The sequence below is a fragment of the Novosphingobium sp. ST904 genome (assembly GCF_001298105.1).
Taxonomy (GTDB): Bacteria; Pseudomonadota; Alphaproteobacteria; order Sphingomonadales; family Sphingomonadaceae; genus Novosphingobium.
In genome coordinates this window covers 39,404-52,938 of the sequence record NZ_LGJH01000152.1, presented here as the reverse complement: position 1 = coordinate 52,938, position 13,535 = coordinate 39,404, and the positions used below count along the sequence as shown (strand labels likewise).

Here is a 13,535-nt window from a genome sequence, read left to right as displayed (position 1 = left end):
AATGGGGGAAAAGGGCAGATCGGCAGTATTGCGGGGGCGATCATGCGATCCTAGTCAAAACTCCATGTCGCGCAGCATCCAGCTGGTCATGATCCTTTCCGCGCCCCTGGCGCTGGCGATCGCTTTGGCGGTTGTGGGACCGCGTTTCTTCGTTTCTCCGCGCGATCTCGATTACGTCGTTCGTTTCGACATGCCCGCGGCAGGCACGCCGGTCGACCTGCCGCGCGTCGACGGTCCTGCGGATTCGAGCCGGCCGCTGGTCGTTATCGATGCAGGGCACGGGGGCTTCGATCCCGGAGCCGGGCAGGGCGAGGTCAAGGAAAAGGCGGTTGCGCTGCGGATCGCGCTGATGCTGCGCAATCGTCTGGTCGAGGGCGGCGGGGTGAGGGTAGCGCTGACGCGCGATACCGACCGCTTTATTTCCCTGCCGGACCGGCCCGATATGGCGCGCCGACTTGGGGCTGATCTTTTCGTTTCGTCCATGCGGATAGCGCGGACAGCGATTCGGCGCGCGGCGCGAGCATCTATGTATTGTCGGAAAAAGGGTCGAGCGAGGCGGCCGAGCGTTTTGCCGCGCGGGAGAACGAGGCCGGACGAGTGAACGGCGTCGCTCTTTCGCAGACCAGCCAGAGCGTCGGCGCGATCCTGCTCGACCTGTCGCAGCGCGGAACCCAGGCGGGGTCCACGCAGGCGGGCGAACTGGTGCTGCGCGAACTGCGCGCGGCAGGTCTCGGGCTCCACCGGGAACAGGTGGAGACGGCGGCTCTGGCCGTGCTCAAGGCGCCGGACATCCCCTCGATCCTGTTCGAAACGGGATATATCAACAATCAGGGCGATGCTCAGGTTCTGACTTCGCGGGCCGGTCAACAGGCGCTCGCCGATGCCGCTGCCCGCGCGATCCGCGCGTACTTCGCAAGGAACGGTGGTGGCTGAGCCGCGGGCGCAGGCAGGACGGGCACTGCGACGAAAAGAGCGCGGCGCGTCTGGCCTTGCGCGAAAGGGGCGTGCTAGAGGGCACTCGCAATGACCGACGAGATCATCGAGAACGGCTCCGAACAGCCGCCCGAGGACGCCCATTACCGCATCCGTCGTGGAGCTGGCGGGCGATTTGCAGGCCGTTTTTCAGGCTTGGGCAGGGCTTGGCGCGAACGCAAGGGGCTGCGGCGCCTAAGCTACGTCGCAGGTGCCGGTCTGGTCGTTCTAGGTGGCCTTTGGGTAGGTTTCACGCATGACCTTCCCGACGCCAACAAGCTGCTCGAATACCAGCCGCCGCTGCCGACCATGGTTCGCGGGATCGATGGCGAGATCGTTTACAGTTACGCCCGTGAGCGGCGCGTTCAGCTGCGATATGTCGATTTTCCCAGGCCGCTGGTGGATGCTTTCCTCTCGGCCGAGGACAAGACCTTCTGGACGCACGGCGGTGTCGATGTGACCGGTCTGGCGGGGGCGGTGGTGGACTATGCTTCCAAGCTCGGCACCGGCGGACGGGCCCGGGGCGGTTCGACGATCACCCAGCAGGTCGCCAAGAACATCCTGATCGGTGACGAATATTCGGTCACCCGCAAGCTCAAGGAAATGGTCGTCGCCCGCCGCATCGAAGGCGTGTTGACCAAGCAGCAGATCCTCGAACTCTACCTTAACGAGATTCCCCTCGGGCGGCAGAGCTTCGGCGTTCAGGCTGCGGCACGCGCCTACTTCGGCAAGGACGTCGATCAGCTCCAGCTTCACGAAGTGGCATTCCTGGCGATCCTGCCCAAGGCGCCGGAGCGCTACGGTCGCAAGCAATATGAAGGCATGGCGATCGAGCGCCGCAACTGGGTGCTCGGCCAGATGGTCGAGAATGGCTGGGCCAGCCGCGCCGATGCCGAAGCCGCCAAGTCTCAGCCGCTCGGCCTCATTCCTCGGCGCGCGGAAACCTATCCGACCGGCAATGGCTACTTCATCGAGGAAGTCCGCCGCCGTCTGATCGACCAGTATGGCGAAAAGGCCGAGGATGGGCCGAACAGCGTCTATGCAGGCGGGCTCTGGGTTCGCACCTCCCTTGATACGCAGATGCAGGACGCGGTGCGGGACGGCCTTCGTGCCGGTCTCCTGCGCTATCAGGGCAACCGCGCCTGGGCGCACCCGATTGCCCATATCAACGACCTGGACTCTTGGCAGACCCAGTTGATCGTCTCCAACAAGACGATCGACTACAAGGATTGGCGCATCGGCGTGATCCTCGATCGCAGCGGTTCGACCGGGCGCATCGGGTTCTCGGACGGTAACATCGCCGCGCTCACCAATGTGCCGGACCTTGCCAAGACAGGGGATCTCGTGGCGGCTGCGCCTGTTTCTTCAGGCACTTATGCGGTCCGCACGATTCCCGAAGTGTCCGGCGGGATGGTTATCGAACAGCCGGCGACCGGCCGTGTGATGGCGATGCAGGGCGGTTTCGATTCGGGGCTCGATGCCTTCAACCGCGCCATCCAGGCCGAGCGCCAGCCGGGTTCGACGATCAAGCCTTTCGTCTATGCGACCGGTCTCCAATACGGGATGACGCCCGCCACGCAGGTCCTCGATGGAACATTCTGTGTCTATCAGGGTGCGGGACTGGGTGACAAATGCTTCCGCAACTTTGGCGGAGCAGGCGGAAGCGGCAGCCACACGATGCGCTGGGGCCTTGAGCAGTCGCGAAACCTGATGACGGTACGCATTGCCAACGACACCGGGATGTCGCGCGTAGTCAAGACTTTCAAGACGGTGGGTATCGGCGAATACAAGCCGTACCTTTCGTTCGCGCTGGGCGCTGGCGAGACAACTGTGTCACGCATGGTCAACGCTTATTCGGCGCTCGCTAACAACGGTGTCCAGTTCGGTTCCTCGGTGGTCGACTATGTGCAGGATCGCAACGGCAAGGTGATCTGGAAGGCCGACAACCGGCGCTGCGATACCTGCAATATGGCCGAGTGGGACGGCAAACCGATGCCGCGCATAGACCGCAAGGGCAAGCAGGTGATCGATGCCGGCACTGCCTATCAGGTGGTCCACATGCTTGAGGGTGTCGTTACCCGCGGCACGGCCGTTACCCTGCGCGATCTCAACATGCCGATGTTCGGCAAGACAGGTACGACCAACGGCCCGACGGACGTGTGGTTCGTGGGCGGGACGCAGGACTATGTCGGCGGCGTCTATCTCGGCTACGATTCCCCGCGTTCGCTTGGCGGATACGCGCAAGGCGGACGGATTGCGGCGCCGATCTTCAAGCAGGTCGTCCAGGCCACGAGGGCAAGGTGGGGCGTGCAGCCTTTCGTCGCTCCGGCGGGGATCAGGATGGTGCGCATCGATCGGGTGACCGGCAAGCAGGTCATGGGTGTCGAGCCTGGCAACGATCCCAAGGCCGCGGTCATCTGGGAAGCTTTCAAGCCCGATACGGAGCCGCGGCAGTACACGCCGGAAGACGAGTTCGCCCGTCGCCGCGATGCGCTGGTTTCCGAAATTCGCGGTGCCCAGGAAGCACGGCAGGCCTCGGCCGCCGCCGCCGCTGGTGAGGCGCAGGACTTTGCCGAGCAACAGGGCGGCGTTTATTGATGCAGGAGTGGGGGACGCAGTAGTCTCCCGCTCGCCAAGCGTGAAATGCATACGTAAAACAGCCCTCCCTACAGGGGAGGAGAGGATGCATTTCATGACCGATTCGAAGAATCGTGCCTGCCGATCGGGGCTGTTGCTTTCTGTTTTCATGACACTGGCCGCACCGGCCCACCTCGCGGCGAAGGATGCTGCAGTCAGCATGACGCAGGCGGCGCCTTATGTCCGCCCCGATGTGGCGGCTTATCTCAGGGCTTCCAGTGCACAGCCGCTGCCTCCGTTGACCGCCGAAACAATCGCCCAAATTCGCAAGTTGCCGCCTTCGGCAATGCCGTCTCGCGATCTTCCGGTCGGCAATCTTGCGGTTGATCGAAAATTCGAGATGCCGGGGCCGGGCGGTGCGATGGCGCTACGGGTGTTCGACGTTCGCGCGATCGCGGGCCCGGACCGGTCGTGGTGTTCTATCACGGCGGCGGCTTCGTATTGGGCAGCGTGGAGACCCATGCGGCTCTGGCAGCCGAAATCTCGCGCCAACTGGATCTGCCCGTTGTTTCGGTGGAGTACAGGCTCGCTCCCGAACATCCCTGGCCCGCGGCACCGGACGATGGCGAGGCGGCTGCGCGCTGGATCGCGGGTAACGGCAAGGCGCTTGGTCTCGGCGTCACCGGCCTGGTCCTGAGCGGAGACAGCGCCGGCGGGAACCTGACCCTGATCGTTGCGGCGGCGCTGCGCGACAAGCCGGCGGCAGTTCCGGTCATCATGCAGTTGCCGATCTACCCTGCCGCGGATTTCGTGAACGAGTATCCGTCACTTCGCCAGTTCGGCACGGGCTATGGTCTTGATGACAGCGTTACGGTCTATTTCCGTCAGCACTATGCCGCCGATCCGAAAAGCTTGCGGACGTCGCCATTGCTTGGCGATCTGGCCGGATTGCCGCCGACCGTGCTGGTGACGGCCGGTCTCGATCCGTTGCGGGATCAGGGGCGCGCCTATGCGGGCAAGCTTATCGCGGCAGGCGTTCCAACGACTTACTACGAAGGCAAGGGCCTCGTCCACGGCTTCGCCACTTTCCGTAAGGACATTCCTTCGGCGCAGGTCGATACCCTGAACTTCCTGAAACTCGCCAGGACGACGCTTGACGAGATCGAGGCCGAACGGAAGTAGTTTCACCGGGCGCCCTGTCCGTCGGGCAGGGCGCTGCAGGCAGTCTTTCAGCAGCCGGCGCGGAACTGCTGCGGTGTCATCCCCGTCCACCGCTTGAAGGCGCGGCCGAAGCTCGTCTGTTCGCCGTAGCCGAGCCGGTCTGCGATTTCGTCAAGCGAGAGCCGGCGGTCGGACAAATGCGCGCGCGCAAGGCTTTCGCGCTGTTTCTCTACCAGTTCGGAGAATCGGACGCTCTCGGCGGATAGCCGCGATTGCAGGGTGCGGACGGACATTCCCGTCTTTTCGGCGCAGCGTTCGATCGAACAGGCACCGGATGCCAGCGATCCGCGGATATAGCTGTTCACCTTGTCGACGATGGAAGGGCTGTGGGCCGATTTCACGCGCTGCAGATAGGAGCCAAGCAGTTTGTAGAGCAGCCGGTTGGCGCTCGGCACAGGTTGCTCCAGTGCCCTTACCGGGAATGCCACGGAATTGCGGCTCGATTGTCCCATGACCTTGCAGCCGAGCAGTTTCTCGATTTCAGGAAGGTCGCTCTGGCGCGGATCGGCGGAAAGGCTGACCCAGCTGGTTTGAAGGCGGGACCGCCGATCGCCTGGAGCAGTTTCAGGTTCAGCATCGCGGCCTGATAATTGGCCTGGTCGTTAACGCCGATGTCGGCGTTGACCAGCCATGTCAGTTCGGCGGTCTCGCGCCCTTCGATCAACACCACCTCACAGTCGGGCGCGTGAACCACGGGAAGGAAATCGATGAGGCAGCGGATGCCGGCGCGAACGGTGGGGGCTGAACGGCACAGGGCGGTCACGCAACCGAAGACTTCGGGATCCTGCATGGAGGCGAAATGAAGGCCGAACAGCGGATCGTCGAAGATCGCGCTGCAGTATTCGAAAGTGTCGGCCACCTGTTGCGGCGCCACCAGGCTCTCCGGGTCGATCAGGACGCGCGCTTCCATGCCGTGACGTTCGACGATGCCGCGCGCGTCGCGGCCGTGGCTGCGGGCGAGATTGGCCAGTCCCGCGAAGTTGGCCGCGCGAACCTGGCCTCCACCCGGCGCCACGTCCAGCGGGCCGTCCAGGCTGAAGAAGCTGTTATGTTCCGGTTCCATCCTTAGGGTCGCTTCCTCTCGCACCGGGCATGTTCGCCGCTGATGGGCCGCTGGGCGGCGGCACCCAATATCGAGAAACCCGCGCCTATTGCCAATACCCCCCGGCTTGCCTGTGGCAGCACTCGGGAAAGCCGTGGATCGCAGACAAGGCGGCGCGGGAAGAGGCGCGGGAGAGAGGCATGAAAACGATAGCCGACCACAAGAAGGTCGCGGAGCAGCACGTTCTTTACCAGAAGGACAAGACTACCAAGATCGCGACGATCACTTTCAACCGAATCGACAAGCACAACACGGCAACGATCGGTATGCGCGCGCGGTTTGGCGAGCTGGTCTTCCAGGCGAACATCGACGATGACGTCAAGGTGCTGGTTATCCGGGGGGCGGGCGATAATCTGGGCAGCGGCGGCGACCTTGACGAACACGGCGATCTCTATCTCAATCCCAGGCCGGGCGACGGTTTCCTGACCGATCTCGAGATCGAGGACCCGGACGTGAAGTACCCACCGCCCGGGTCCTTCCGTTATCTCCATGGACTCACGGATTATTATGCCAAGGCGCGATCGGGGAACCGCCCGCTCCAGGAGTTCAAGAAGATCTCGATCATCGAGGCGAAGGGCTACTGCTATGGCTGGCATTTCTACCAGTGCGCAGACGCCGATATCATCGTTTCCGCGGATGACGCGCTGTTTGGCCATCCTTCGTTCCGTTACGCAGGCTGGGGCCCCCGGATGTGGCAATGGCTGGAGATGGTGGGTTTGCGGAGGTTCTCGGAGATGCTCTTCACCGGCCGGCCCTTCACGGCTGACGAAATGCACCACTGCAACTTTGTGAACTCGGTGGTTACCCGCGACAAGCTGGAGGCGGAGACCGCCAAGTACGCCCATGCCTGCTCGATCACCCGGCCTACCGACGTGGTCGTTGCGCAAAAGACCTTCATCGAAGCCTACAAGCAGTACCGCGGCGAATACATGGGAAGCCTGCTCACGGGATGGCTCGAGGGCATGTTGCCGCTGATGAAGGACGATGGCGAGAACGACGTCAATCTCGGCAAGGGCAGCACGTTCAAGCAGGGCATCGGCAAGGTCGTGAAGGACCACGACACCAATTATCCCCCTGAGTGGCGGCTATCGAAGAAGGGCCGGGAGGGCTGATCTGGCGGTTCGATCTGCATGCAAGGTCAATGGATGCATGCAATGCAGATGCTTCCGCATCGAATGTAGAGTTATGCCGCGTGGTCGTGATACTTTCGTCTCGTGCCGCGAGACCGACGGGAATCGGCCGGGGCGCAAGCCGGGAACCACGCGGTTTCCGTACCCAGGGAGAGGGTCATGGCAGAAACCTTGTTCGCGCTAGACAAACGCAATTACCGCGATGGCCAGCGCATGTTCCGTGGCAGCCGGGATCAGGAGTATTATCGCGGAGACTTCTGGGTCGAGGATGCGCCAAATGTAGAGGTGCGTTCGGAACGAAAGGCGGTGGGGGCTATGTCGATCATCCGCCAGCGTTCTGCCAGCAACCTCTCGTTCCGCCGGTCCCGGCAACATATCCGGGAGGACGCCACCGACCTGTCGATCCTCTGGTTCGTTCGCAAAGGTGAACTCGGATTTTCGGACCAGTGCGGAAGCAAACTGGCACGTCCGGGCGACCTGATGATAACGCGTTCGATGTCGCCGTTCCTCATCGAATGCCGCACTGACAGTGACGGCGCGCACGAAGTCCTGCATGTCACCGTGCCGACCCATCTGCTGCGTTCCCATATCGCGCAGGATCTCGGCGCAGGCCTGGTTCTGGTGGCCGGAGCACCCGAACTGGCTATGGCCGAGCGCATGCTAGGCGAGGTCTTTTCCGATGATGGGAAACTGGGCGAATCCTCGGCGAGGCTTCTTGTAGAGACCGCGATAGCACTCGTGGCCAATGCCGTGCGGCTGCTCGATCAACTCCAGCCCGCGCGTCAGTCGATAGCCGATCGCAGGCTGGAGGAAGTGCTGCGTTTTATCGAGGTGCATCTCTCCGATCCCCAGCTTTCGACGGCCATGGTTGCGAAAGGTTGCGGTATCTCGCCGCGCTATCTCTCGTTTCTGCTGCGCCTGCGCGATACCTCGTTTTCTGAGCTGGTCTGGGAGCAGCGCCTGACCAAGGCGAGGGACTGGCTCGGCAGGTCCGATCCGCGAGACATCTCGATCAGCGAGATTGCTTATGGCGTGGGCTTTAAGAGCCCGGCTCATTTCAGCCGTATGTTCAAGCGCGTATTCGGCGCCAATCCGCGCGAATATCGCGGGGAATGCGGAGCCGAACTCGCGGTCTGCCAGCATCGTGTCGCGGCCGTGGCGGACAAGGAACCCTTCGTCGAACTCGTGAGCGGAAGCCAGCTCCTCCAGTAGATCGTAGCCGTTCGGGGCGTGGTTCACGCCGAGGCGATGCCTGTACTGTGCTGTGTGGAGAACCTTGCGCCGTCAGTGCGCCGTGAAGGAAGCTCGCGGCCGAGAAAACTCCTGGAGGATACCCGTGCCCAAGTACAAACTGATCGCACTCACCACGCCGCAGGCTGGCCGAGACGCCGAATACCATGATTGGTACAATAACAATCACTTGCCTGAGCTGGTCAACAAGTTCGGCATGCACGGAGCCCAGCGCTACGAACTGGTCGCCAGGCTGATCGGAAATGACAGCAATCCCTATCTCGCGATCTACGATATCGAGACTGACGATCCGATGGCACTGCTCGGGGCGATCGGGAAGGCAACCGCGGCCGGCGAACTCACTCAGAGCGACGCGCAGGATTTCGGAACATGCTACACGGCACTGTTCACGGAAATGGGGGACCGGGTGGTCCCGGCCGAGTGACCGTCAGATCCGCTATCCCTTAGCGCGTTCCCCAAGGCTGCGATGGGACCGGCTGTACCGTCTCACATCGCAGCCTTGGGGGAACGCTAACGTCCAATGAAACGAGGCGCGCGTTTTTCCTTCAGCGCCTGTATGCCTTCGAGGTGGTCCGCACTTCGGACGGACACGGATTCGTAGGCGATACCGGCATCCATGAGTGCGGTGGCAAGCCGCTTCAGTTCCAGATTGGTGAGAACCTTGGTTGCACGGATCGCGACCATCGCGCCGCCGAGCAGTTTTGCGCAGAACGCATCGACACGCGCATCCAGTTCGTCCGCCGGAACGCAGTGATTCACCAGGCCGATCTCCGCCGCGCGGCTTGCGGTCAGCAGGTCGCCGGTCAGCAGGAATTCCTTGGCGCGCGTCAGCCCGATGCGTTGAGCCCAGATCACCGCGCCGCCGTCTCCCGCCACCAGCCCGAGCCCGACATGAGGATCGCCGATCTTCGCGCCCTCGGCGGCGAAGATCACGTCGCAGAGCAGCGCCAGCGTCGCGCCGAGACCGACCGCATGGCCGTTCATCCGGCACACCACCGGCTTGTCGATATCGAGCAGCGTCGAAACGATGCGCTTGGCGACGCGGGCCTCATGATCGAACAGATGGGGGTTTCGGGCATTGTGCTCGATATGGTCGAGATCGCCCCCGGCGGAGAAGGCGCGGCCGGCTCCTGTGAGCAGGATCACGTCGGAACCCGTATCGGCCTGGGCGAACCACATGGCTTCAGCCAGATCGTCATGGAGCTGAAGGTTCACTGCGTTCATCGCCTCGGGGCGGTTAAGCGTGATGCGCAGCAGGCGGCCTTCGCGTGCCAAGGCGATAGTGCCCAAACGGGGCAGCGGCGGCGTTTCGCTCATATTCGGTCAGTCTCCCTCTCTCTGTTCCGCTCATAGGACTTTGCGGCGGGCAAGGCAGCTTCGAACTTCGCGGAAGGGACAGCCTTCGCCGGGGCGAAACCTTTGGTCACGAACTGCCTGGCCGGCCTGCGCGCCTTGCCAAGGCGCTACAAGTCCGGTCTACCTCGCTGAACGCTTGCGCAGCATGACTGCGGGCCGGGGAAGAGGAAAAGAACGAAGATGGCGCAGTTCGACGAGAGCTTCGACTGGGTGGTCGTGGGCAGCGGTGCGGGTTCCATGGCTTCGGCGCTGCTGATGAAGCAGGCGGGAAAGTCGGTTCTGATCCTCGAAAAGGCGCCTTGGGTCGGCGGGACCACCGCCAAGTCCGGCGGCGTGATGTGGATTCCCAACAACCGCTTCATGGACCCGGGCGAGGACAGCTTCGAGCAGGCCTGCACCTACCTCGACGCGGTCGTGCCCGATGGTGAAGACAGCCCGGGTACAAGCTCCGAGCGCGCCGCACCTATGCCCGCGAGGCGACCCGGATGCTCGATTTCATCGTCGGGCAAGGCGTCGCCATGGAGCGGGGTTCGCGGTTCTGGCCCGATTATTACGACGAACTTCCCGGAGGCATGAAGACGAGCCGTACCGTCACGGCTTTGCCCTTCGACAAGAACGTGCTGGGCAAGGAGTGGGCAGGAAAACTTCGGCAGGGCTTTGCGGAAGTGCCGGTGAAGCTCGATGACGGCATGAAGCTGCCTTTCGCGAAGCACTCGTGGGCGATCAAGAAAATCCTCCTCAAGATCGCGGTGAAGGTCGTGATCGGGAAACTGACCGGGAAGCATTGGGTGACGGCCGGTGCGGCGCTGCAGGGCCGTATGCTCAAGGCAGTGCTGGACAGGAATGCGGCTGAAATCCGCACGGACAGCCCTGTAGATGAAACGATCGTGGAGGACGGGCGCGCCGTTGGCGTGCTTACGCGGAAGGACGGAAAGCCCTGGCGCGTGGGCGCGCGGCTCGGCGTGCTCATGAACGCGGGAGGTTTCTCTCAGAACCAGGCCATGCGCGACAAGTACATGCCAGGGACCCGCAAGGAATGGTCGAACGGCATCGAGAGCGATACCGGCGACATGCACGCCGAACTGGAACGCCATGGGGCCGTTCTTGCGCAAATGGACCAGATGGTCGGCTTCCAGATGTCGGAAGCCCCGGGTTGGGATACGGATTATGTGAAACCCGGCACCCAGAGCACGACCGGCAAGCCCCATGCCATCCAGGTCGATCAGACCGGCGTGCGCTACATGAACGAAGGCGGTTCCTACGAGGAGTTCTGCGAGAACATGATGGTTCGCAACCGCTCCGTTCCGGCAATTCCGAGCTGGGCGATCATGGATCAGCAATACATGGATGAATATGCCGTCGCCGGTAAGGGGACAGCGAAAAAGAACATGGCGAACTGGCTCTCATCCGGCTGGATGCGCAGAGCGGACAGTGTGGAAGCGCTCGCCTCCGAGATCGGCGTACCGCAGGACGCTCTCAAGGCCACGGTCGAGCGCTGGAACGGCTTCGTGCGCGGCGGACGGGACGAGGACTTCCACCGCGGCGTTCGCGCCTATGACAACTGGCTCGGTGATCCGTTCTTCAAGGATGGCCCTAACGCCTGCATGGGCACCATCGAGAAGGGCCCATTCTATGCAATCCCGGTCGTTCCGGGCGATGTCGGCACTTATGGCGGCGTCGTGTGCGATAGCGATTCCAGGGTTCTCAAGGCGGATGGCACTCCGATCGAGGGGCTTTATGCCTGCGGGGTCGCCACGGCCTCGCCTATGGGCCGGGTATATCCGGGTGCCGGTGCCAGTGTCGGTCCGTCGATGACGTTCGGCTGGATCGCGGCGAAGCACGCCGCTGGATTGGGGAATCAGGTTTAAGCTGGGCCCCGGAAAGGCCGGTTCATAGCAGGCGCTGCCTTTTTGTGTTCCCATCGCGCGGCGTTCCAATGGGAGCGCTGCGTGCCTGGTCTTTCCGTCAGGCTTTCCTGCCGGTGACTTCGCACTTGCGGTTCACCTGGGCGATGGCATTGCCTCCAGCGGCGAAAGGGCGTGACTGCCGCACCAAACCGGCTAGCCGCACGTTCCAGCCTCCCGGAGGGCCTGCTAGGCATGGCGAAAGTCAGGCACGCAATGTGCTGTCCGGGGAGAAACCTTACCTATGAGCAGCCCTTCAGTCGTCGCCGGACCGCCGCTTGCCGAAGAACCGGGGCAGGGGGCTCACACGATCGCCGGCTACTTGCGAGAGGTCGCCGCGCGCTATGGCCCTCGAGAGGCCGTGGTGCTGCGCAAGGGCGATCACCGTACTGCATGGACCTACGACGACCTGCTGACGCGCGCGGTGGAAGTGGCCCGTGCATTGGTGGGTTGCGGGATCGGCAAGGGTGAGCGTGTCGGCATCCTGATGACCAACCGGCCCGAGTTTCTTTCCAGCCTGTTCGGCACCGCGCTGGCGGGCGGAGTGCCGGTGGCGCTGAGCACCTTTTCGACGGCGCAGGAACTGGACCATCTTGTCCGCGCATCGCAGGTCTCGTTGCTGCTTTTCGAGCAACAGGTCATCAGGAAGCACTTCGGGACCATGTTGCACGAGCTTGACCCTGAGATTGCGAAATTGCGCCCAGGGGCGCTGGCTTCGGTTCGCTTTCCCTATCTGAGGCGCCTCGTTTCGCTCGGCGGGGTTCAGGGCGAAGCCGAGCCGATGGCGGTTGCTGCCGGGGGCGCGGTCGAGACATGGGACGAGTTTCTTTCCCATGGAGCGCGGATCGAAAAGGCGCTCGTGCTGGAGCGGGCGGACAGCGTTCACCCTAGCGATCCCGGCGGCATCTTCTTTTCCTCCGGTACCACCAGCCTGCCCAAGGGCGTTGTCCATTCGCAGCGCGCCTTCGCCGTGCAGTGGTGGCGCTGGCCGCGGCTCTTCGCGATGCATGAGCCCGTGCGCAGTTGGACGGGGAACGGCTTCTTCTGGTCGGGCAATGTTTCCATGGTGGTGGGGACGGCGTTCTCGACCGGAGGGACGATAGTTCTCCAGCGGATGTTCGATGCGGACGAGGCGCTGGATCTGGCGGAGCGGGAGCGGGTGACGTTTCTCAATGGCCGCCCGCACCAGTGGGCACGGCTTCAGGCATCTCCGAAGTGGGCCAGGGCAGACCTTTCCAGCGTGAAGTATGTGCCGCGCGGAGAGCTGATCTGGCAGCACCCGACCGTTTCGACCCAATGGGAAGTGCCGATGTCGTTCGGCTGTACCGAGACTATGACGATCTGCACCTCGTTCGTTGCCGACGCTCCCGAAGGCCGGGTGGAGGGATCGTTCGGGACGCCTTTGCCGGGCAATTTCCTAAAAATCGTAGAGCCGATATCGGGCAGTTCAGTCCCCGTGGGAACGGTCGGGGAGATGTGCATCAAGGGGCCGACGCTGATGTCCGGCTACCTCGGCAAGGCGCCTGAAGAGTGCTTCGATGCCGAGGGTTTCTTTTGCACGGGAGACGCAGGTCGGGTCGACGAGGCAGGCCGCTTCTTCTGGGAGGGGCGCTTGACCGAGATGATAAAGACGGGAGGCGCAAATGTCGCCCCGATCGAGGTGGACGAGGTGATCGCCCGGATTCCGGGGGTGAAACGCACCCAGACGGTTGGGGTGCCTGACGACCTGCTGGGCGAAATGGTGGTCGCCTGCATCGTCCCGCTAGATGGGGCGCTGCTGGATGAGCAGATCGTCATCGCCTCGTGCAAGGAAGAGATCGCCAGCTTCAAGGTGCCGCGCCGGGTGTTGTTCTTTCGGGACGAGGATTACGCCATCACCGGCAGTGAAAAAGTGAAGTCAAGCGAAGTTCGCGCGATGGCGGTTGCCCGGCTGGACGCGGATAACGCCGAGGCGGTCCGGCCTACTCTTGCGTGATGACGTCCGTGGCGTACTGAACTCTGGTTCAGCCCGCCCAGCGGGGC

At 63.0% G+C, this 13,535-nt stretch carries 11 protein-coding genes and 1 pseudogene; 9 read left to right on the top strand and 3 right to left on the bottom strand.

What is annotated here, in order from left to right; translation table 11 throughout:
- The first annotated feature begins 1 nt into the window (after window position 1).
- The 3 genes and pseudogenes from ADT71_RS17155 (at window position 2) to ADT71_RS17145 (ending at window position 4,731) form a co-directional block, all read left to right on the top strand.
- Window positions 2-933 (top strand): annotated as a pseudogene (locus tag ADT71_RS17155) (N-acetylmuramoyl-L-alanine amidase).
- Window positions 934-1,023: 90 nt separating this feature from the next.
- Entirely contained in the window at window positions 1,024-3,570 is a 2,547-nt protein-coding gene (locus tag ADT71_RS17150; RefSeq protein WP_054438756.1) for a penicillin-binding protein 1A, read from the top strand.
- Window positions 3,571-4,020: 450 nt separating this feature from the next.
- A complete protein-coding gene (locus tag ADT71_RS17145) occupies window positions 4,021-4,731 on the top strand; it encodes an alpha/beta hydrolase (RefSeq protein WP_369818292.1) in 711 nt (236 codons plus the stop codon).
- Between the two features lie 47 nt (window positions 4,732-4,778).
- Here the strand turns inward: ADT71_RS17145 and ADT71_RS33910 are convergent, their stop codons facing one another.
- Window positions 4,779-5,165 carry a helix-turn-helix transcriptional regulator gene (locus ADT71_RS33910; RefSeq protein ID WP_231635969.1) on the bottom strand — a complete coding sequence of 129 codons (387 nt, stop codon included), beginning with the start codon at window positions 5,163-5,165 and terminating at the stop codon, window positions 4,779-4,781.
- Window positions 5,166-5,182: 17 nt separating this feature from the next.
- Window positions 5,183-5,833 (bottom strand): AraC family transcriptional regulator ligand-binding domain-containing protein, encoded by a 651-nt coding sequence (locus tag ADT71_RS33905; protein WP_231635968.1) that lies wholly within the window; start codon window positions 5,831-5,833, stop codon window positions 5,183-5,185.
- Between the two features lie 179 nt (window positions 5,834-6,012).
- On the opposite strand from ADT71_RS33905, the gene ADT71_RS17135 reads away from it, so the two are divergent.
- The 3 genes from ADT71_RS17135 to ADT71_RS17125 all read left to right on the top strand — a co-directional run bounded on the left by ADT71_RS17135 (window position 6,013) and on the right by ADT71_RS17125 (window position 8,677).
- Window positions 6,013-6,984, top strand: a complete 972-nt coding sequence (locus ADT71_RS17135; RefSeq protein WP_054438820.1) for an enoyl-CoA hydratase/isomerase family protein — start codon at window positions 6,013-6,015, stop codon at window positions 6,982-6,984.
- Between the two features lie 177 nt (window positions 6,985-7,161).
- Window positions 7,162-8,214 carry a helix-turn-helix domain-containing protein gene (locus ADT71_RS17130; protein ID WP_054438753.1) on the top strand — a complete coding sequence of 351 codons (1,053 nt, stop codon included), beginning with the start codon at window positions 7,162-7,164 and terminating at the stop codon, window positions 8,212-8,214.
- Window positions 8,215-8,338: 124 nt separating this feature from the next.
- Window positions 8,339-8,677, top strand: a complete 339-nt coding sequence (locus ADT71_RS17125) for a DUF4286 family protein (protein WP_054438751.1) — start codon at window positions 8,339-8,341, stop codon at window positions 8,675-8,677.
- 86 nt (window positions 8,678-8,763) lie between these two features.
- Here ADT71_RS17125 and ADT71_RS17120 read toward each other — a convergent pair whose 3' ends face one another.
- Window positions 8,764-9,570: an enoyl-CoA hydratase/isomerase family protein gene (locus ADT71_RS17120; protein ID WP_054438750.1), complete on the bottom strand. Its 807-nt coding sequence runs from the start codon at window positions 9,568-9,570 to the stop codon at window positions 8,764-8,766.
- A 219-nt stretch (window positions 9,571-9,789) separates the two neighbouring features.
- On the opposite strand from ADT71_RS17120, the gene ADT71_RS35070 reads away from it, so the two are divergent.
- The 3 genes from ADT71_RS35070 (at window position 9,790) to ADT71_RS17110 (ending at window position 13,488) form a co-directional block, all read left to right on the top strand.
- Window positions 9,790-10,185, top strand: coding sequence for an FAD-binding protein (locus ADT71_RS35070; RefSeq protein ID WP_255351663.1), 396 nt, complete (start codon window positions 9,790-9,792; stop codon window positions 10,183-10,185).
- Complete coding sequence (locus tag ADT71_RS17115) at window positions 10,095-11,477, top strand: FAD-binding protein (RefSeq protein ID WP_255351662.1); 1,383 nt, start codon at window positions 10,095-10,097, stop codon at window positions 11,475-11,477. The genes ADT71_RS35070 and ADT71_RS17115 overlap by 91 nt, the downstream gene beginning before the upstream one ends.
- A 280-nt stretch (window positions 11,478-11,757) precedes the next feature.
- The gene (locus ADT71_RS17110; protein WP_054438749.1) at window positions 11,758-13,488 is read left to right on the top strand and encodes a class I adenylate-forming enzyme family protein; all 1,731 of its coding nucleotides are present in this window, start codon (window positions 11,758-11,760) and stop codon (window positions 13,486-13,488) included.
- The last annotated feature ends 47 nt before the right edge of the window (window positions 13,489-13,535 follow it).

Coding starts and splice junctions, on each gene's coding strand:
- ADT71_RS17150 (WP_054438756.1), top strand. CDS start 1,024: ATGACCGACGAGATCATCGAGAACGGCTCCGAACAGCCGCCCGAGGAC.
- ADT71_RS17110 (WP_054438749.1), top strand. CDS start 11,758: ATGAGCAGCCCTTCAGTCGTCGCCGGACCGCCGCTTGCCGAAGAACCG.
- ADT71_RS17135 (WP_054438820.1), top strand. CDS start 6,013: ATGAAAACGATAGCCGACCACAAGAAGGTCGCGGAGCAGCACGTTCTT.
- ADT71_RS35070 (WP_255351663.1), top strand. CDS start 9,790: ATGGCGCAGTTCGACGAGAGCTTCGACTGGGTGGTCGTGGGCAGCGGT.
- ADT71_RS17115 (WP_255351662.1), top strand. CDS start 10,095: ATGCTCGATTTCATCGTCGGGCAAGGCGTCGCCATGGAGCGGGGTTCG.
- ADT71_RS17120 (WP_054438750.1), bottom strand. CDS start 9,570: ATGAGCGAAACGCCGCCGCTGCCCCGTTTGGGCACTATCGCCTTGGCA.
- ADT71_RS33905 (WP_231635968.1), bottom strand. CDS start 5,833: ATGGAACCGGAACATAACAGCTTCTTCAGCCTGGACGGCCCGCTGGAC.
- ADT71_RS17130 (WP_054438753.1), top strand. CDS start 7,162: ATGGCAGAAACCTTGTTCGCGCTAGACAAACGCAATTACCGCGATGGC.